Origin of the sequence: Sporosarcina sp. 179-K 3D1 HS, assembly GCF_047228905.1 — a bacterium.
In the GTDB taxonomy this organism is placed as follows: domain Bacteria; phylum Bacillota; class Bacilli; order Bacillales_A; family Planococcaceae; genus Sporosarcina.
In genome coordinates this window covers 308,380-327,721 of sequence record NZ_JBFEGI010000001.1, presented here as the reverse complement: position 1 = coordinate 327,721, position 19,342 = coordinate 308,380, and the positions used below count along the sequence as shown (strand labels likewise).

Genomic DNA, 19,342 nt, shown 5'->3' with positions numbered 1-19,342 from the left:
TAGAAGGAGAATCTGATATGACGACAAAGCCTTTAGACGGTATTAGAATACTTGATCTTAGTTGGGTATTTTCAGCCCCTTTTTCAACCTTGATGCTTCAAGACTTGGGAGCCGAGGTCATTAAAGTAGAAAGGCCTGGATCGGGAGACCGATCGAGGTCTTTACCTCCATTCGACAAAAATGTAAGCGGATACTTTTACATGCTGAATAGAGGGAAAAAGTCTATCTCTTTAAACTTAAAAAGTGATGAAGGAAAACAGATCTTTTTGGATTTAGCAAAACAAGTTGACATAGTTGTTGAAAATTTCGTATCTGGAACGATGGACAAACTTGGTTTAGGATATGACGTTGTTAAGAAGGTCAATCCTAAAATCATTTTTGCGTCCTTAAATGGATTTGGCAGCGATGGCCCATATTCACATCTACCAAGCATTGATGGAATCGCGCAAGCCATGGGGGGACTCATGAGTCAAAATGGGTTGGAAGGTGGTCAACCATTAAAAACGGGACCGGCTGTTGCAGACGCATTATCCGGGGTCTATCTAACGGTTGGTATTTTGAGTGCAATCATTCAAAGGAATAACACGGGGATCGGTCAACGTTTAGAAGTCAGTATGATGGATAGTGTGTTCTCAGTTCTGGAAGAGTCTGTTATTAGAACAAGTATGACCGGGGAAGCTCTGTCTGCCCGCGGTAATAAAGATCCCCTCGGAGCTCCATGGGACGCATTTCAAACAAGGGATGATAAATGGATTATCGTATGTGCGTCCGGGGGAGACAGATTTTCAAAAGTGTATGCTGGAATCGGACGAGAAGATCTCGTGGAAACATACAAAGGCGAGGATATAGAAGCAATGCGAAAAAGAGAAACAGACTTGGACTACTTAAACAAAATTTTTGCAGATTGGGCAAGAGATAGAACGGCAAGTGAAGTATTGACCTTTTTAGAGGGGCTGCATGTTCCTGCCGGTGAAGTCAAAAATGTAAAAGACTTAATAGAAGATCAACATTTAATAAATAGAAACATGGTTGTAGATGTTGAGCATCCGAAATTAGGTAAGGTTAAACTCCCAAATTTGCCAATAAAGTTCTTCGATAAGGATATTGGCTTACAGAATGGCGATAGACCGATTGAGCCACAACTAGGAGAACATACTGATTCAATTCTTCGTTCCATGCTCGGTCTAGAGGAAAGCGAAATTGATCGTTTGAAGTCAGATGGAATTATCTTTGAAAGAATGATTGCGAATAACATATAGAGAGGATGGTACACGTGGACAGCCATAGGGTAGGAAAACTTAGCCGAAGTCTATCTTGAGAACTAGGAATAGGGGGACAGTAAGATGAAGCCGTTGCTTACCGTTCAAGATCTTAAAACGCACTTCTTTACCGATAATGGTGTCGTGCGTTCCGTGGATGGCGTGACATTTGCAGTGCATGAAGGTGAAACGATTGGAATTGTGGGTGAATCTGGTTCAGGAAAGAGCGTAACTGCTCTTTCCATTATGAATTTACTGCCGTACAAGACAGGAAGTATCGTTGATGGCAGCATTACATTTGGGAATACCGACCTGGTACAAATAAAAGAAAAAGAGATGCGGAAAATAAGAGGTAATGACATCGCAATGATTTTCCAAGAACCTATGACAAGCTTGAACCCTAGCTACACTATCGGAAATCAAATTGGAGAAGCGATTAAACTGCATAAGAAAGTGGATCGGAAGGAAGCGAGAAAACGAAGTATCGAGCTCCTGAAACAAGTGGGGATTCCAAATGCGGAACGTATGGTTGATGAATTTCCTCATAAGCTATCAGGGGGGATGCGTCAACGCGTCATGATTGCCATGGCCCTTGCATGCGATCCAAAGTTAATAATCGCAGACGAGCCTACCACCGCATTGGATGTTACCATTCAAGCCCAGATCCTTGAGTTAATTCAAAAATTGAAACAAGAAAGTAATACTTCAATTCTCATGATAACGCATGATCTTGCTGTTGTTTCAGAAGTATGTGATCGCGTAATTGTCATGTATGCGGGGCGGGTTATAGAAGAGGCAGATGTCAGGACGATATTTGAGTCTCCCTCACACCCATATACAAAAGGGTTAATCGATTCTATGCCTTCTATTGAAAATGAAGTGGAGTGGCTTAACACGATAAAAGGAAATGTCCCCATCCCATCTGAAATGCCGGCAGGCTGTAAATTTGCCCCCAGATGCCAATACGCGTTCGATCGTTGTACAACAGAAGAACCGGAATTGGAGGAAATTGGGAGTGGTCAAAAAACACGATGCTTTATTGCAAAGGAGGTTAAACATGAAGTCGTTGTTACTTGAAGTGAAGGACTTAAAGGTCCACTATCCTATAGACAAAGGCTTTCTAAAAAAGGAGCAACGTTATGTAAAAGCTCTTGACGGCGTAAACTTTTCAATTTATGAAACAGAGACTTTCGGATTAGTAGGAGAATCAGGCTGTGGTAAATCCACTACTGGAAAAGCAATATTACGCTTAATCGAGGCTTCGGATGGAGAAGTGATTTTTCAAGGAAAAGACATTTCCAAGGCTAATCGTTCAGAAATGAGAGACGTCTATAAGGAGATGCAGTTAGTTTTCCAAGATCCTTATGCCTCACTTAATCCTAGGAAAACAGTTGGTTATTTGATAGAAGAGCCGCTAATTATTAATAGTAAAATGAGTGCAAGTGATCGGAAGAAAAGAGTCCATGAACTATTAGAAATTGTAGGCTTACATTCCTATCATGCCTCTCGATATCCACATGAATTTTCTGGAGGACAGCGTCAACGAATTGGTATTGCGCGGGCCCTCGCCTTAAATCCGAAGTTGATTATAGCTGATGAAGCGGTCTCTGCCTTAGATGTATCTATTCAGTCTCAAGTTTTGAATTTGCTACGAAAATTACAAAGGGAATTTGGACTAACCTATCTATTTATCTCACATGATTTGAGTGTTGTGAAGCATATTAGCGATAGAATCGGTGTAATGTATTTAGGCAAAATTATTGAACAAGGAACAAAAGAGAATTTGTATGCTAAACCGCTTCATCCTTATACACAAGCTTTGTTATCGGCATCGCCGACCGTTAATTCGAAGAATCGTCGAGAAAGGATTGTCTTAAAAGGGGATATGCCTAGTCCGGCAAACCCTCCAAGCGGTTGTGCATTTCATCCGAGATGCTTTGCAGCCATGTCAATATGTAAATCGGCAATACCCGAGTTACGCAAAGTCGGGGACGAACATTATGTCGCCTGTCATCTATATAATGACCAAGTAGATTAAAGGAGGTGGCTATAGCATGAAATCTTTTTTAACACGTCGTTTACTCCAGTTAATTCCCGTTCTGATCGGAATGTCGATTGTGGTTTTTTCAATTATTCATGCGATACCAGGTGATCCAGCGACAGTGATTCTGGGGGATCAAGCCACTCCGGAAGCAGTTGCAGATTTGAAGGCTGAAATGGGGTTGGATAAACCGGTTGTCTCTCAATATATATCTTATATGAAAGATGTTGTAACAGGAGATCTTGGGACTTCATTGCGGACCAAAAAACCAATTGGAGAAGAAGTGTTACCCTATTTGACCGCCACGATAGAACTTATGTTAATCAGCATGCTCATTGCGGTTGTGGTAGGTATCAATGCGGGTATAATAGCTGCTTGGAGAAGAGCTTCGTGGTTCGACTACACCGCCATGCTAATCGCATTGATCGGGGTATCCATGCCTGTCTTTTGGCTAGGGCTGATGGAGCAATGGGTTTTTGCTGAAAAACTTCGTTGGTTACCTTCGACTGGGAGAATTAATGCACGGGAACCTGTTGACACGATTACAGGTCTATTATTGCTTGATACTCTGATCCGTGGAAATTTACCAGGATTTTGGGATGCGTTAAAGCATTTGATTTTACCAGGGATTGCTCTTGGAACGATACCGATGGCTATCATAGCAAGGATTACACGTTCCAGTATGCTTGAGGTACTAAATGCCGACTATGTCCGTACTGCCCGAGCCAAAGGTTTATCGGAGTTGAAAATCTTGTATAAACATTCATTAAGAAATGCTTTTGCTCCTATATTGACAATCATTGGAATGCTAGTCGGATTATTGCTTGGCGGTGCTGTATTAACAGAAACAATCTTTGGGTGGCCGGGTATAGGTCGTTACATATACGATGCAATCGGCTCGAGAGACTACCCTGTGATTCAGTCAGGTATCTTAATAGTTTCCACAATTTTTGTGTTTATTAATCTGATTGTGGATTTACTGTATGCACGACTGGATCCACGTATAAAATTCCGCTAAGGGGGGAGGAGGGTTATGGTACCTTCAACAAAAGAAATCAATGACAATATTGTTTTCAAACCTTCTAAAAAGTTAGTTTGGTTAGATGAATTGAAAAGACTGACCAAACAACGTCCAGCAATGATCGGTTTGTCTATTGTTCTATTCTTTATTGTAATTGGAATCCTAGCCCCTGTTATTACTTCAGAGCCATTTGACGGTTTTAATCCCGAAAGTACATTAATACCGCCAAGTGCAGATCACTGGTTCGGGACCGATGATCAAGGGAGAGATATTTTTACTAGGATAGTATATGGAGCAAGAATCTCGCTTTGGATCGGCTTCTTCTCGGTAATCGGGTCCATTATCGTAGGATGTCTGTTAGGTCTTGTTGCTGGATTTTACGGTAAATGGATTGATTCAATTATCTCCCGCTTTTTCGATATCATGTTGGCATTTCCAAGTATCCTTTTAGCTATTGCCATAGTGGCGATTTTGGGACCCAGTTTATTCAATGCGTTAATTGCGATTGCGATTATTAATATTCCGACCTATGGCAGATTAATACGCTCACGAGTGCTGAGTGTCAAAGAAGAGGAATATATAATGTCGGCTAGAGCGATTGGAATGTCTAACGGTCGAATATTATTTCAGCATATTCTACCAAACTCAATTAGTCCAATTATAGTACAAGGAACATTGGGGATCGCTACTGCTATTTTGGAAGCGGCTGCACTCGGATTTCTTGGATTGGGAGCGCAGCCAGGAGAACCCGAATGGGGGAAGATGCTTGCAGACTCCAGGCAATTTCTGACGGTAGCCCCTTGGACATTGCTATTCCCAGGTTTTGCAATCATGCTTACTGTAATTGGGTTCAATATGTTCGGCGATGGTTTGAGGGATGCTTTAGATCCAAAAATGAAGCGATAATAAAATGATTCTTTTACGTTAATTTATTGAGAGGATGACCTGCTATTTACGACAATGAAGTTAGTGGTTTTCTACGGATCCACTATCCATTTATACGGTTTTAGAGTGAAACATTTCCTTCATGTATGATTCTAACGATTTTATGAATGTTTTAGTTTCTGTGGAAAGAGCCCTATTCTTTGTCTTTGCCAAACCTAAATAGCTTTTATTAGGAATATGATCAATCAAAGGAATTGGAATTAATTCCCCTGTTTTGATATAACGATTATTTAGTAGCTCCGCCTCGGTTTCGATAGTGATTGCCAAGCCATTTCTTACAGTCTCGCTAATCGTTTCATTATTATTCGTTCTCAATAGTATCTCAAATGGACCAAATTGGTCATTGAATTTATCGAAGAACCAATTCATGAATTCTCCATTATACATCACAAACGTGTAATTCTTCAGTTGTTGAGGTGTGATGAAATCATAGGAAGCCAATGGAGAGTCTTTATTTACAAAAATGAAAAAACTAACTTCGTACAAATTTTGGAAATTTATGATGTTTTGGTGTTTCAATGTATTTTCATAAATTGCCAGTATGCCGATATCTAACTCCTTTTTTATTATCGATTCAACAATTTCAATAGAGGCAATTTCTTTGAATGTGATTCGTTGATAAGGAAATTCCATTCTCAGCTGCGACAGAATGGTTGGCAGAAAAGGCAAATGTAATCCTGTTACTAACCCAATTTTCAATTCATTTTGATCGGATGATCTGAATTTTTGAGCATTTTCTTTCAAAAGTTTTAACTGGAGTAATACATCAGCGGCATTCTGAATTAATACTTTTCCTTCAGAGGTAGGACTCACCCCTTGGGGAGTACGCTCGAAAATGTCTACTCCAAGTTCCATCTCCAATTTTAAGATTGATTGGCTGATCGCAGGTTGTGAGACATGTAATAACTGAGCAGTTTTTGAAAAGGAATGTGTTTCTGCGACGGAAACAATATATTCTAGTTGTTCGATTCTCATGACATCTATCCCCCGGGTCAATGCTTTTTAGTTTATCGTAACACTCTTTCGATATATGTGTTAAGTGTAAAACTTTCAAAAATCGAGAAAACTTCCAGGGCTTAGTTTGTTAAATAAAATTTGAAGTTACTTCGTAGGACGCTGTAAAAGGTTTGCATGTTCTAAACAGTGATTTGCTGGAATGGCACGGGAAATTGAAACAAGGGTTATTGAATTAATTATGAAGGAAGCCAATCCTCCCGATTGAGTACTGGGAGGATTGGCTTTTTCATTGGAGTATATATTACGGATTATTATGTTTTAGATTTCCTTTGTAATATTTACATATATAAAAGGAATTATTATCATTCATCCTTTTTCGTTTCTTATAATACTTATCTCACAACTACTGGAAATAAATAACCTTAATTCATGTAACTTCCGGAATATAATTCAGAAGATTCAAAAGGTTCATTGACCAAGTATAACCTTAAACGTATAATTCGTTTCGTAGGTGTTATAAACGATAAAGGAGGATGTAAATGCAAAAGAAACGGTTGCTAGCAATACTTATTATGGTGGTATTAATTTTGCCTCAACAATTTGTTTTGGCATCAGAAAAAGAACGGGCTGGAGAAGTCACCGTCATTCGTGACGCATATGGAGTACCACATTTATATGCTAAAAACAAAGAGGATTTATATGAAGCCTATGGGTACGTGATGGCGAAAGATCAGCTTTTCCAATTGGAAATGTTTCGGCGTGGCAATGAAGGAACCGTCTCAGAAGTGTTTGGAGAAGAGTATTTATCCAAAGATGAACAAACACGACGGGATGGGTATTCCGATAAAGAAATCAAAGAAATGCTTGCAGGTCTGGATCCCCAGTACCGTGTGTTAATCGAGAAGTTCGCTGATGGTATTTCAAGATATGTGAAGGAAGCGCTTCAAAACCCGGATGAAAAACTATCAAAGGAGTTCCATGATCATCAGGTAGTTCCTCGCGAATGGACTTCGATTGACATTGTCCGTTTGTACATGTCCTCTATGACTTTCTTTATGGATAATCATCAAGAGTTGACCAATGCAGAAATTCTGGCAGGACTCGAAGGGACATATGGAAAAGAAACTGCCCTTGCCATGTTTGATGATCTAGTGTGGACAAATGACCCGGAGGCTCCTACGAGCATTATGGACAAGGGATCGTCCACAACGAGCTCAGTTTCCAACACTTTGCAACCGATTTCACAGGGAGCTGTTGATGTTTCCAAAGAATTGAATGCGCAAAGAAAAGAATATGTACGATTATCCGAGGAACTCGGCTTGCCGCTTTCCGTCGGCAGCAATGCGATGATTGTAGGAGCGGATAAATCTGAATCAGGCAATGCTTTGTTGATGAGCGGTCCGCAAGTAGGCTTTGTGGCACCGGGTTTCTTGTATGAGGTAGGGCTCCATTCTCCAGGCTATGATATGGTGGGATCCGGTTTCATCGGTTATCCATTCATCATGTTTGGTGCCAATAACCATTTTGCTTTTTCTGCTACAGCTGGATTCGGGAATGTTACAGATATTTTCGAGGAAAAACTCAATCCGAATGACCCACGCCAATATTTACATAAAGGTATGTGGAAAGAAATGGACAAAAGGACAGAGTTAATCAAGGTTAAAACGGAAGATGGCATTAAGGAAGTGGAGAAGGAGTTTTATCGGACGGTACACGGTCCGGTAATCAGCATTGATGAAGAGAATCACGTCGCCTATAGTAAAGCGTGGTCATTCCGTGGAACTGAGGCGGTCAGTATGGCAGCTTACATGGAAGCGAATTTCGCTAAAAACCTTCAACAGTTCCAAGAAGCCGCAAGTAAATATACAATGTCGCTTAATTGGTATTATGCAGGGATCACTGGAGATATCGCCTATTACCATGTCGGGAAATACCCAATACGAAATGAAGAGATCGACATCAGGTTGCCTACGCCGGGAACGGGTGAATATGATTGGAATGGATTCTCCCCATTTGAGAATAACCCGCAAGTTATTAATCCGAAAAATGGGTATGTCGTCAACTGGAACAACAAACCCGAGAAAAATTGGAGAAATGGAGAAAACAGTTTCTATTGGGGAGAAGACAACCGGGTTCAGCAATTCATTAATGGCATGGAAGCCCGGGGTAAAGTGACGCTGGAAGATTTAAACGAAATCAACTATCACGCAAGTTTTGCCCAGCTTCGCACCCATAACTTTAAGCCATTACTAATCGAAACGTTGGAACAACATCAAGATATGGACGCTGATTATGCGATGTTGATCAATGAACTGAAAAAATGGAACAACCTAAAAGAGGACAAAGATAAAGACGGATATTATGACGCTGAAATTGCAACATTCTTTGACGCATGGTGGAGCACGGTGCATGAAAAGTTATTTGGCGAATCGTTGAAAGAAGTTTCCATGATGACCAATGGAATTACGAATCACCGCTATGGAGCCTCCTTGGCCAATCGACTGTTGAGCGAAAAGGAAACTAACTATCCATGGCTGGAAGAAGATCCAAAGGAGATCATTATGGATAGTGTCAATGAAGCTTTAGCGAAGTTGGAAAAAGAAAAAGGCTCATCTGTTGAGGATTGGAAAACAGAAATTCAAACAATGACGTTTGGGGAACAGTCCTTAATTGCGGTTCCACATGGTGAAGGGTCATCCACCCCGATCATTGAAATGAACCGCGGAAGTGAAAATCATTACATCGAAATGGTTCCAAGTGATCCAGTGGGCTTTAATATCACCCCGCCAGGCCAAATCGGGTTTATTAAGAAAGATGGAACCGTTAGCGAACATTATGAAGATCAGATCGAAATGTTTGCTAACTGGGAGTTCAAGCCGTTTTTATTCAATAAAAAGGATGTTGAAAAAGCTGGTGTGAACACAACAACCATTCAGTTGAATTAATCGACTGTCAATTAAAGGAGACAATTCCCCTCTACGTGTTTCAGGGGAAATTGTCTCTTTTTAAATTAAACTGGACAATCTCTCGAAAAATTCCTATTCTATGATACTATGAAAATAATAGGTAATTCGGTACAGGAGGATGGGTTTATATGAAAAAGGCGGTAACGGTGCAGGCGAACACAGTGGAAGAAGCTATACAACAGGCACTGGATTTGATCGGATTGCCATTGGAGCAAGTTCATGTAGAAGTGATTTCGAATCCTGGGCGTCGGTTGATGGGTTTTCGGAAAGTGATGGCGGAAGTGACGGTGACAGAAATTGAAGCTGAAGTGCCAAAAGATGAATCATTCGCAGAATTGGCAGCTATTGTGGATGATGTATTATTCACGGATTTCCCGGCTGATAACAAAGTCTCGAAGGAGGTTGGACAAACGGCATCCACTTCATCCGGTGTGAAACTGACGGCTGGCGAATTGCAATTTTCATTTGATGGAACGCAATATCCTGTCATTATTCCAGGGAATTCCGTCCAGTTCCATGTAAATGGAGAGCAAAAATGGGAAAGGACCGTCATTTTGCCTACAGATGAAGTCACCGTTACATTATGCGATGAATTCATTCCTCCGCAATTTTCCATCCAATTAATTGAACAAGAAATGATCGCCCTCCTACAGTTCACTCCGGGAAAGCGAGTCAGGCGCACGTTGGTCGACACAGACTGGCTACCGCAATTGCATCTCGAAGCCGAGGAAGAGGTCGAGTATTACAATAACCTGAAACCTCAGGCAATCGTCGATGTGCTGAAAGAAATGGGCATCCAGCAAGGTCTTTTATTCCCGGCCATCAAAAAAGTGACGGAAGTGAATAAACCATATGAGCTTATTGTGGCAAAGGGGACTTTGCCTGTCGAAGGAACGGATGGAGACTTGGAAGTCCATATCCAATACGAAGAGTTTGACCCGGACAGTGAGGAAAAGGTCGACTTTCGTGAAATGAATGCCATCATGAATGTCAGGGAAGGGCAAGTGATTGCAACGCATATATTGCCCGTACCGGGAACGGAAGGTCGGAATTTGCTTGGTAAACCGATTCGTGTCAAGCCGGTACGCGACATCCATTTGAAGCTCGGAAAAAATGTCAAACAAGTCGACCAAGATATCGTTGCGCTCATTTCAGGGAAGCCATCGTTGGATTGGCGGGATAAGTTAGTCAGAATCGATGTTCATCATGAATTTAACCATCCAGGGGAAGTAGATATGGAGAGCGGGAATATACGGTTCGAAGGGGATGTTCGTATTGGCGGAAATGTCATGCCATCAATGTTTGTAGGGGCAACCGGAGCGATTTATATCGGGGGAGCGGTAACGAAAGCTACAGTCCATGCCGTACAATCTGCGACCATCCGAGGGAATGTGCTTTCTTCGACCATTAGCGTCGGAGAACAGGAAGTGGTCATCAGTGAGTTGGTCGGCTACTTGAAATCTGTCGTAACAGAGATGGAACAAATTAAAACCGCTATCCATCAAGTGGTCGTCATCAGAGGGAACGACGAGGAGGAGATGAGTCCGTCCGAGTTGAAACGGCTCATTTATTTATTAATGGAAAAGAAATACTCCCGGTTCGAGGAATTGAATAAGCGATTCATCCAAAATGTCAAAGAGTATGCAGCTCAATTGACGGATGAGTGGACCGGTATAGCAGACCGTCTTTATGATGCCTTCATTAATCCATTAAAGGAAAGTCTGGAAGGCTTGGCGGAATTCGGACTGTTGATCGAAGATGCAAAAACGCTCATTGATATATATGGTGCCGACGCATCTCCTCAAAATAAACTCGTGCTTCCTTATGCCATTAATAGCACATTATTCAGCAACGGAAATATCGAAGTCACTTCGAAAGGGGTCTATCATAGCACCTTGACGGCGAAACATGATATCACCATTAAAGGGGTATGCAGAGGAGGCGAAATCATCGCGGAGAATTTGATTGCATTACAGGAAACAGGTTCCGAAAATCCTGTGAAAACAGTCGTTAAAACGAGTAGGACCGGTCGCATTAAAATCGGGCTTGCCTACGCCGGAACTGAAATCCAAGTGGGTCCGAGAAAGCATGTTTTCTCCAAAAACGGACATTCGATCGTAGCCCGGTTGAATGAAGAGGATGAATTAGTATTGTATTGATGGATCTAGTTGTATTCTACACGTTCCCGCCCCTCCAGGAGAAGAGTGAACGGACGCTTTATATCTAAGAAAAAGACTATTACACAGCCATCACCGGCTTTTGTAATAGTCTTTTTTTGAGCAGCATTTCGCGTCAGTTTGAAGGTTCCAGTTTTTCTTCCAGTTTCTCTTCAAAAGGTGCTACTGCCAAAGGCACTTTTTCCTTTTGCTTTTGCGGAATGAGGAATACAAGAATCAGAATGACTATAAAGAAACCTGCGACGGTATAGGATAAGTTCTGAATGGCGGAAGTCGCTCCCTCGCCGAGAGCAGTCGCTAACAGGTCCTCAAACTTGATGCCGAGCGAAACTAATTCAGCATTTAGTGCGTCACTGATTGTCGCTCCGTTTGTCGCTGCAGCTTGTTGCACATCACCCATCAATCCAGGAGAAACCCCGGCATCCGTTGCTTGTTGAACCAATGAAGAAGTTTTCGCCTTTGTATTGAACTGGGAGAATAGCACAATCCCGGTTGTAGAGCCTAAAGGCGCCCCGAAATCCCGGATGACTGCAAGTAAGCCGGACCCTGAACCGTACTTGATTGGCGGGATTTGTTGTAAAGCATATTTGATAAGGATGGCAGTGGCTGCCCCAAACCCAAAGAATCCAGCAAGCGTTAGAATATATGGAGTTTGCGTATACGCATCAATCCTCGAGAGGAGGAGCACCGCAGTCAATGGCAGTAAATAGGTGACTAGTAATAGTTTCTTATTATTCACTTTATCCGAAAGCTTCCCGATAATGAGCCCTCCGATGGCCGCTGCGCCGGCATTAAACATGAAGAACATGCCACTTTCCGCCACATCCCCGCCTGGACGCAAGGCAAGGAAGAAACTCATTGAATACAAAAGCAATTGCATGGCAGCTGTATAAATCAAATAAATGAGCACGATTAAAGCAAATACTTTTTGTTTTAAAATAGATATTTCAATAATGGGATGTGCACTCCGGTTCCCATGAATCCACATAATAGCAAGAGCGAGAATTGCGACACCTAATGTGCCCAATGTATAAGGTGAAGTTAGGCCGAACTGGCCGACGAGCGTAGAGACCGATAACACTGTTCCCGCAATGATGAATAATAACATAGTGCCAATATAATCGAGTTTACCGGAAACGACTCCTTTCGATTCCTTGACGAAGAACAGAATGGTAAAGAAACCGATCGTGGCTAACCCGCCGCTTACCCAATAAATGATGGGCCAGCCGTAGATTTTGATCAAGAAACCAGCTAATCCGGCTCCAAGCATCGCCCCTATCGCTTGCACGGAGTTAAAGATCCCCGAAGCCACCCCTCGCGATTCCTCATGAAAAATGACTCCGATAAAGGCAATGACAATAGGGAAAATACAGGCTACGCCAACCCCTTGGAACATCCTGGCTACAATGAGAAAAGAAAACGTCGGACTGACCGCGGCCGCAAATTCAGAAACCGCGAAGATGGCCATACCAACCAATAACACTTTCTTCCGGCCGTACTTATCAGCTAATCTTCCTGAAATCGGATAGAGGGTTGCAGACATGATATAGAACGACAATACAATTAGCGCTGCTAAATGAGATGGAACTTGGAAATGGTTTGAAATGACAGGAATGGCGGGCGATTGAAACGCCATTGCCTCGACTGCGATAAATGCGCTGAATACCAAAGCCATGTACTGGATCCATTGTTGCTTGGTCGTCTTCACTTTCTGTGTCGCTTGAACTTCCATTGCAATCCCTCCGATAATTTATTCTTCTAAGGCAGCTTAAAACAACTTTGAAAATACTGGTGTGTAAACGCTTTCAACAATAAGTGTTAATACTTGCAACTGCGCCTCCCTCTGTATTGAAATTACGTTTTGAATTCTGAAAATTTTGTATTGGATAGAATTATAGGTACTTCTTCTAGAAAACACAATCACTAATTTCTAGACTTTTGTTGGATAACCGACAAAAAGGGTTCAAGTGTTTGATAACTTCCAAGAAGAAGCCAAGCATCTGTTGGAATGTCGGAAAAATTATGGTGTAACGGGAAATTGTGTCACTTGGCCATAGTTCGTTGCCTAACATACGAAGCCAATGGATTTGAGATAAGAACCTTAATATATTCATTCGCTATATAGGTAGGCGTATATTTTTGTTCTTTGTCGAACAGCCAGTAATGTACGAAGCTGATAAAGGTGGATGCTAAATAATTTGCATAGAAACCGACATGAATTCCCAGCTCGTAATCCGCTTCTTGTAGTTCATTTATTTTAGCGACGGCATATTTATATAAATTCGCATATAATTCCGGTGTGAATTGCGGAACCTTTGTCGTATAGAGCAAACTTTTGAAGTAATCGGCGTTTTCAAAGACAAAAGCAAACATTTCTTCGATGGCTTGTATTGGAAAGTCTTTCTCCGGTTTTATCAATGATAGATGAGAGATTTCGAACGAGTCGATTAGTTCCATGATAAGTTCATCTATTAAACAGTTGATCAAATCTTCTTTATCCTGAAAATGAGCGTAAAACGTAGAGCGATTGACTTCTGAACGGTTTACGATATCGGTGACGGAAATGGCTTCCACTTCTTTTTCTTGGATCAATGAAATGAAAGCATCTTTCAAGACTTTTCTCGTCCGGACAATCCGGCGATCCACTTTCTTGTTCCCCATATTAATCCCTCCAATTAGATGTGTAATGAAAAATTTTCCCTTTACATAAGTCATCAAAAATCCAGTAATCTCCTGATCTACTGCTACTTATGAATAGCTTGTCAAAATTTGATTCGAAAGATTTCCGCAATTCAGTATTGCCATATATGCAATTATATATTACTATAAATGCAATGCAAGAGTTTATTTAGAAAATTTGAACAAAGGAGGAGTGTTTAAGAAAGCCAGTACATTGGCAAATTACTACGCTTAGTGAAAAGGGGTTCCCTTTAAGAAAAGATGGAATCTAGCCGAACTGGATATTCCGAGGAGGTTTTGAAAAATGAATGCGTATCTGCTATTGGAAATAGCGGCAAGCATTGTGCCTGATCAAGAAGTCATCACGTTTGGGGAAGAACGCCAGACATATGCCCAGTTGGTAGATAATACGAGTCGGCTAGCTGCCGCACTCCATGAAGCCGGTGTTAGGCAAGGGGATCGGATTGGCTTGGTCGCTACCAATCATCCGGCAGTGATTGAAGTGTTTTTTGCAACATTCCAGCTCGGTGCGACAGTTGTTCCGATCAATTACCGGGCCAAGCAAGAAGAGTTGAGCTATATGATCGAGGATGCCGGAGTCAAATTGCTATTCCTCGAAGATCGTTATCGGGAACTGATCACGCCAATGTTATCGGCAAGCGGTATGAAGACTGCAGTGACTATCGGCGGGGAAGCTGATCAGAATTTTCGGAACTACGAACAATTTAAGCAATCTCAACAGCCCTACGAGGGATTCGCGGATGTAGAGTCGGCGGATTTGGCCGTCATTCTGTATACGAGCGGAACGACAAGCAGACCGAAAGGGGTCATGTTGACGTACGGTCAGCTCACCACATATGTAATGAATCATTCCGAAGTGGCGGACGGTACCGATCGAGGTTCTTCGGTTGTCTGCATCCCGATTTACCATGTTGCGGGAACAACAAGTGTTTGCAACGCCATTTATACAGGTCGCCGTCTAATTTTGTTATCTCAGTTCGATGCGGAAAAATGGCTTCATGCCGTTGAACATGAAAAAGCGAACCATGCGTTTCTTGTTCCGACCATGCTGAAGCAAGTGATGGACCACCCACGCTTCGATCAAACCGATTTAAGTAGCTTGGAAAGTTTGTCGTACGGGGCGGCCCCCATGCCATTGCCAGTCATTTTGAAGGCTATCGAGAAGTTCCCGGAAACAACCGGGTTCGCCAATGCGTTTGGAATGACGGAAACGACCTCCACTGTTTCAGTCCTTGGCCCTGATGATCACAAATTGACAGGTAATCGGGAGGAGCGAGAAAAGAAAATTCAACGGCTCTCTTCTGTTGGGAAACCGCTTCCAGGAGTGGAAATCATCGTGTTGGATGACAACAACCAACTCGTTGGGCCGAATGTAGTCGGCAATGTCTACGTACGTACCGAGAGAGCGATGAAAGGATATTGGAACCGGCCGGAAGCTTCGAAAGAGACGTTGGTTGATGGCTGGGTTAATACAGAAGATGTCGGTTGGTTGGATGAGGAAGGCTACTTATTCCTCGGAGGACGCAGTTCGGACATGATTATACGGGGTGGGGAGAATATTTCACCTGCGGAAATCGAGGATGTCTTCCTTCAACACCCGAACGTGTCCGATGTCGCAGTCATTGGAGTTCCAAGCTTGGAGTGGGGGGAAGAAATCATGGCGGTTGTCGTCGTGGACAATCCCGATTCACCACCGGCAAGCGAAGAACTGAACGCATTTTGCCGGGAACGATTGGCAAGTTTCAAAGTGCCGGCGAATATCCTCTTTGCGGATACGCTTCCTAGAACATCCACCGGCAAAATCCTGAAGCGAGAACTTCGGGAACGTTACACTCCGGTCAATGAGACTACTGTGTAAACGCTTTCTCGGAAGAGGAAGACGAATTAAAAAAATTGGAGAGGTGAAAAGTATGCGCTTTGATTTGACAGAAGAACAGCAGCAATTAAAGCAGGAAATCCGAACATATTTGGAGACCCATATTACAGATGAGTTGCTTGAAGAAGTGAAAACGACAACGCAGGGTGGCCCGCTCTGGAATGAATACATCCGGAAAATGGGCGAGGATGGTTGGCTCGGTGTTGGTTGGCCGGTTGAATACGGAGGGCAAGGAAAAACTCCGTTAGAGCAATATATCTTCTTGGAAGAAATCAGCCGTTCCGGTGTGAACATCCCATTTATCACATTGGAAACCGTCGGACCTACGCTAATGAAGTTAGGTTCCGAGCAGCAGAAAGAATACTTCTTACCGAAAATTTTGAGGGGCGAAGTGGAAATCGCCATTGGATATTCCGAGCCGAATGCCGGCACGGACCTTGCCTCCCTCCAGACCACGGCAATTCGGGACGGGGATTCCTATGTCATCAATGGCCAGAAAGTGTTCACGACAAATGCGCACGTCGCTGACTATATTTGGCTGGCGGCACGGACTGATCCGAGCGCCCCGAAACATAAAGGGATCTCAATCTTCCTCGTGCCGACCAATGTTGAAGGCTACAGCTGCACCCCGATGGACTTGATGGGGAAAGGTGTATCGAACGTGACGTTTTACGATAATGTCCGTGTTCCATTGGACGCAATCGTCGGAGAGGAGAATAAAGGCTGGCATTACTTGACATCCCAGTTATCCTTGGAGCGTCTCATGCTCTCCACGTATTCCGAAATGGAACGGGTTGTGGAGGACATCATTGAATGGGCCAATGAAACGGTCATCGATGGCAAACGCATTATTGACGATGAATGGGTCCACACGAGCCTGGCGGAATTAACAGTCGATCTCGAAGTGCTAAGACTTCTCAATTACCGTGCGGCTTGGGCCCATGAAAATGAAAAGACGGCACCTTTCCGTCCATCCATGAACAAAGTCCTTTCATCGGAACTGAATTCGAAAACATATGACATCTGCATGCAGGTCATGAAGCTGTTCGGCCAATTAAGTGCAGATTCCAAACATGCCGTACTGAAAGGCAGAGTGGAATCCTTCGCACAGGCAGCGCTCATCCTTCTATTCGGAGGCGGAGCAAATGATGTTATGCGCGACCTCGTCGCACGGTTCGGACTAGAACTGGCCAAGAGTTCATGAGGTTGGCAACGTTGCAGGAAGGAATTCATTTCACAAAGGAGGAGCGAATCAATGGCAATCGCTGAAGAGTTGATTAAAAAGCATCTTAAAATCGAATCCGAAAAGACAGAAGGTCCCGACGCGGTCTGTGAACAGATGATCCGGCACTGGTGTGAGGTGATGCAGGAAAGCAATCCGTTATATGTGGATGAGGCATATGCCGCTTCGAGCAAATACGGAGGGGTCATCGCACCGCCGATGCAAGTGCAAGTCTATACGATGAGTCCGCTTTGGCCTGAACCCGCACGAAAAAAGAATCCGATGGAAAAACTCGTCGAATTGCTAGACAACAACAGCTATACATCCATCGTTGCAACCGAGCAAGTGCAGGAATATTTCGAGCCGATGAGACTGGGCGACCGGATTAGCTATACCATTTCCGTCGACTACATCTCCCCTGAGAAACAGACTGTCCGCGGACCAGGATATTTCGTTACATTCCTGTACAAATTCACCAATCAACGCGATGAACTCGTATGCAAACAGAGCTTTACGATTTTAGCTTACAATGCGATTTCGAAGGAGGGGGCTTGAATATGCTGACAACGAAAGAAGCTGCCATCACTTGGGATGACATCGATGTGGGTTACGAACTGCCGGTTTATGAACGGGAAGTCACCGCTGCTCTCGTTGCGGGCGGCGCCATTTCCGCAACACATGACTATGCCACAGTCCATCATGATTACCATGCTGCCCGCAAAGCCGGAGCGGAAGACATCTTTATGAACATCCTTACTACAAATGGACTGATTGGCAAGTATATCACCGATTGGACTGGTCCGACTGGGGAACTGAAAAAAATCCAATTGAGATTGGCAGTCCCCAATTATCCGGGTGACCTCTTTGTCATCAGCGGCACAGTGACCAAAAAATACGAAGCGAATGGCGAGTATCTCGTGGAAATCGACTATAAAGGAAAGAATAAGCAGGGCGATCATGCAAGTGGTAGCGTTATCGTCTCACTGCCTAAGGGGAGGTAATCGGAATGGGTACAGCAGTGCGTGAAAAAACAGCAATAGTCGGAATTGGAGCAACGGAATTCAGTCAGAATTGCGGACGAAGTGAGCTTCGCATGGCATTGGAAGCGATTTTGGATGCAGTCGAAGATGCAGGCATCAAAGTGGAAGACATCGACGGAATGGTCAATTATACACTGGATACGGCGGACCAAATCGAAGTGGTCCGGTCGCTTGGCATCCCGAATTTGAGCTTCTTCAATAAAGTGCCTTATGGAGGGGGAGCAAGCTGTGGCACCATCGCACAGGCGGTTGCTGCGATCGAGGCAGGACTGGCAACTACAGTGGTCTGCTACCGATCAATCCGTGATGCTTCTGGCCCGGTCACTTACGGGGACTTCGAACCGACACGGGTTGCGGGGGATACGTACATGGGCATGTACCATCCATATGGACTGCTAACGCCGGTCGCCTGGGTGGCCATGTTCGCCCAGCGCTACATCCATAAATACGGCGTGAAAGATGGCCAGTTCGCTCCAGTGTCTCTCGTGAACCGGGAGAACGCCAACCGGAATCCGAATGCCATATTCCATAATCGGACATTGTCATTGGAGGAGTACAACAATTCGCCTATCAATGTCGCGCCATTGCGCAGGCATGATTGCTGCCTGAGCACTGATGGGGCGGTGGCCATCATTGTGACTACCGCCGATCGCGCCAGACATTTGAAGCAAAAACCTGCATACATCTCGGGGGTGGCTCAAGGCATGTCCACGAATGGGGAAGTGATGACTTCTTATACGAGGGAAGACATTGCCACACTGCCGGAAGTCGAAGAATACGGCAAAAAGCTCTTTGAAATGGCACGCATCACACCAAAAGATATTAATGTGGCCCAATTCTATGATGCTTTCAGTCCGTTGGTACCTTTGCAATTGGAAGCGCTCGGCTTTGTCGGTAGAGGCGAAGGAGTCGATTATATCGAAGGCGGGCATCGGATTAGACGGGATGGCGAGTTGCCGATCAATACATCAGGCGGACTCATGTCGGAAGGCTATATCCATGGGATGAACTTGATTGCGGAAGGGGTCCGGCAAGTCCGCGGCACATCCACGACACAAATCGATGACGTTGAATATTCGTTGGTCACTGGGGGGCTAGGCGTCCCATCCAGCGGTCTCATTTTAAGAAGGGGGTAATT

15 protein-coding genes are annotated in these 19,342 nt (G+C 43.6%); 12 read left to right on the top strand and 3 right to left on the bottom strand.

From position 1 onward, the window contains the following. Positions 1–17 precede the first annotated feature (17 nt). From AB1K83_RS01630 to AB1K83_RS01610, 5 genes are all read left to right on the top strand, one after another. Complete coding sequence (locus AB1K83_RS01630; RefSeq protein ID WP_413056402.1) at positions 18–1,259, top strand: CaiB/BaiF CoA transferase family protein; 1,242 nt, start codon at positions 18–20, stop codon at positions 1,257–1,259. An 84-nt stretch (positions 1,260–1,343) separates the two neighbouring features. Then, positions 1,344–2,336 (top strand): ABC transporter ATP-binding protein, encoded by a 993-nt coding sequence (locus AB1K83_RS01625; protein WP_413056401.1) that lies wholly within the window; start codon positions 1,344–1,346, stop codon positions 2,334–2,336. Continuing rightward, positions 2,317–3,297 (top strand): ABC transporter ATP-binding protein, encoded by a 981-nt coding sequence (locus AB1K83_RS01620; protein WP_413056400.1) that lies wholly within the window; start codon positions 2,317–2,319, stop codon positions 3,295–3,297. Before AB1K83_RS01625 ends, AB1K83_RS01620 begins: the two co-directional genes overlap by 20 nt. Positions 3,298–3,313: 16 nt before the next feature. Beyond that, the gene (locus tag AB1K83_RS01615) at positions 3,314–4,318 is read left to right on the top strand and encodes an ABC transporter permease (protein ID WP_413056399.1); all 1,005 of its coding nucleotides are present in this window, start codon (positions 3,314–3,316) and stop codon (positions 4,316–4,318) included. Positions 4,319–4,333: 15 nt separating this feature from the next. Further along, positions 4,334–5,227 (top strand): ABC transporter permease, encoded by an 894-nt coding sequence (locus AB1K83_RS01610; RefSeq protein WP_413056398.1) that lies wholly within the window; start codon positions 4,334–4,336, stop codon positions 5,225–5,227. 90 nt (positions 5,228–5,317) lie between these two features. Here AB1K83_RS01610 and AB1K83_RS01605 read toward each other — a convergent pair whose 3' ends face one another. Further along, on the bottom strand, positions 5,318–6,241 hold the full coding sequence (locus tag AB1K83_RS01605) for a LysR family transcriptional regulator (RefSeq protein WP_413056397.1): 924 nt from the start codon (positions 6,239–6,241) through the stop codon (positions 5,318–5,320). A 521-nt stretch (positions 6,242–6,762) separates the two neighbouring features. Between AB1K83_RS01605 and AB1K83_RS01600 the strand changes: the two genes are divergently transcribed. Beyond that, the gene (locus AB1K83_RS01600) at positions 6,763–9,168 is read left to right on the top strand and encodes a penicillin acylase family protein (RefSeq protein ID WP_413056396.1); all 2,406 of its coding nucleotides are present in this window, start codon (positions 6,763–6,765) and stop codon (positions 9,166–9,168) included. Positions 9,169–9,317: 149 nt separating this feature from the next. Beyond that, positions 9,318–11,348: a flagellar assembly protein A gene (locus tag AB1K83_RS01595; RefSeq protein WP_413056395.1), complete on the top strand. Its 2,031-nt coding sequence runs from the start codon at positions 9,318–9,320 to the stop codon at positions 11,346–11,348. A gap of 133 nt (positions 11,349–11,481) precedes the next feature. On the opposite strand, the gene AB1K83_RS01590 is transcribed toward AB1K83_RS01595, so the two are convergent. After that, positions 11,482–13,098 (bottom strand): MFS transporter, encoded by a 1,617-nt coding sequence (locus AB1K83_RS01590; protein ID WP_413056394.1) that lies wholly within the window; start codon positions 13,096–13,098, stop codon positions 11,482–11,484. 311 nt (positions 13,099–13,409) lie between these two features. Beyond that, positions 13,410–14,027 carry a TetR/AcrR family transcriptional regulator gene (locus tag AB1K83_RS01585; protein ID WP_413056393.1) on the bottom strand — a complete coding sequence of 206 codons (618 nt, stop codon included), beginning with the start codon at positions 14,025–14,027 and terminating at the stop codon, positions 13,410–13,412. Positions 14,028–14,349: 322 nt separating this feature from the next. Between AB1K83_RS01585 and AB1K83_RS01580 the strand changes: the two genes are divergently transcribed. From AB1K83_RS01580 to AB1K83_RS01560, 5 genes are read left to right on the top strand one after another with little or no spacing between them, the layout of a single operon-like run. Next, a complete protein-coding gene (locus AB1K83_RS01580) occupies positions 14,350–15,924 on the top strand; it encodes a class I adenylate-forming enzyme family protein (protein WP_413056392.1) in 1,575 nt (524 codons plus the stop codon). Positions 15,925–15,976: 52 nt separating this feature from the next. Next, entirely contained in the window at positions 15,977–17,146 is a 1,170-nt protein-coding gene (locus AB1K83_RS01575) for an acyl-CoA dehydrogenase family protein (protein ID WP_413056391.1), read from the top strand. Positions 17,147–17,197: 51 nt separating this feature from the next. Further along, on the top strand, positions 17,198–17,719 hold the full coding sequence (locus tag AB1K83_RS01570) for a MaoC family dehydratase N-terminal domain-containing protein (protein WP_413056390.1): 522 nt from the start codon (positions 17,198–17,200) through the stop codon (positions 17,717–17,719). A 2-nt stretch (positions 17,720–17,721) separates the two neighbouring features. Beyond that, positions 17,722–18,165, top strand: a complete 444-nt coding sequence (locus AB1K83_RS01565) for a hypothetical protein (protein WP_413056389.1) — start codon at positions 17,722–17,724, stop codon at positions 18,163–18,165. Between the two features lie 5 nt (positions 18,166–18,170). Further along, a complete protein-coding gene (locus AB1K83_RS01560; RefSeq protein WP_413056388.1) occupies positions 18,171–19,340 on the top strand; it encodes a thiolase C-terminal domain-containing protein in 1,170 nt (389 codons plus the stop codon). Positions 19,341–19,342 lie beyond the last annotated feature (2 nt).

Excerpts from the sequence above, each read along its gene's own strand:
- AB1K83_RS01630 (WP_413056402.1), top strand. The coding sequence starts at position 18 with ATGACGACAAAGCCTTTAGACGGTATTAGAATACTTGATCTTAGTTGG.
- AB1K83_RS01625 (WP_413056401.1), top strand. The coding sequence starts at position 1,344 with ATGAAGCCGTTGCTTACCGTTCAAGATCTTAAAACGCACTTCTTTACC.
- AB1K83_RS01620 (WP_413056400.1), top strand. The coding sequence starts at position 2,317 with ATGAAGTCGTTGTTACTTGAAGTGAAGGACTTAAAGGTCCACTATCCT.
- AB1K83_RS01615 (WP_413056399.1), top strand. The coding sequence starts at position 3,314 with ATGAAATCTTTTTTAACACGTCGTTTACTCCAGTTAATTCCCGTTCTG.
- AB1K83_RS01610 (WP_413056398.1), top strand. The coding sequence starts at position 4,334 with ATGGTACCTTCAACAAAAGAAATCAATGACAATATTGTTTTCAAACCT.
- AB1K83_RS01605 (WP_413056397.1), bottom strand. The coding sequence starts at position 6,241 with ATGAGAATCGAACAACTAGAATATATTGTTTCCGTCGCAGAAACACAT.
- AB1K83_RS01600 (WP_413056396.1), top strand. The coding sequence starts at position 6,763 with ATGCAAAAGAAACGGTTGCTAGCAATACTTATTATGGTGGTATTAATT.
- AB1K83_RS01595 (WP_413056395.1), top strand. The coding sequence starts at position 9,318 with ATGAAAAAGGCGGTAACGGTGCAGGCGAACACAGTGGAAGAAGCTATA.
- AB1K83_RS01590 (WP_413056394.1), bottom strand. The coding sequence starts at position 13,098 with ATGGAAGTTCAAGCGACACAGAAAGTGAAGACGACCAAGCAACAATGG.
- AB1K83_RS01585 (WP_413056393.1), bottom strand. The coding sequence starts at position 14,027 with ATGGGGAACAAGAAAGTGGATCGCCGGATTGTCCGGACGAGAAAAGTC.
- AB1K83_RS01580 (WP_413056392.1), top strand. The coding sequence starts at position 14,350 with ATGAATGCGTATCTGCTATTGGAAATAGCGGCAAGCATTGTGCCTGAT.
- AB1K83_RS01575 (WP_413056391.1), top strand. The coding sequence starts at position 15,977 with ATGCGCTTTGATTTGACAGAAGAACAGCAGCAATTAAAGCAGGAAATC.
- AB1K83_RS01570 (WP_413056390.1), top strand. The coding sequence starts at position 17,198 with ATGGCAATCGCTGAAGAGTTGATTAAAAAGCATCTTAAAATCGAATCC.
- AB1K83_RS01565 (WP_413056389.1), top strand. The coding sequence starts at position 17,722 with ATGCTGACAACGAAAGAAGCTGCCATCACTTGGGATGACATCGATGTG.
- AB1K83_RS01560 (WP_413056388.1), top strand. The coding sequence starts at position 18,171 with ATGGGTACAGCAGTGCGTGAAAAAACAGCAATAGTCGGAATTGGAGCA.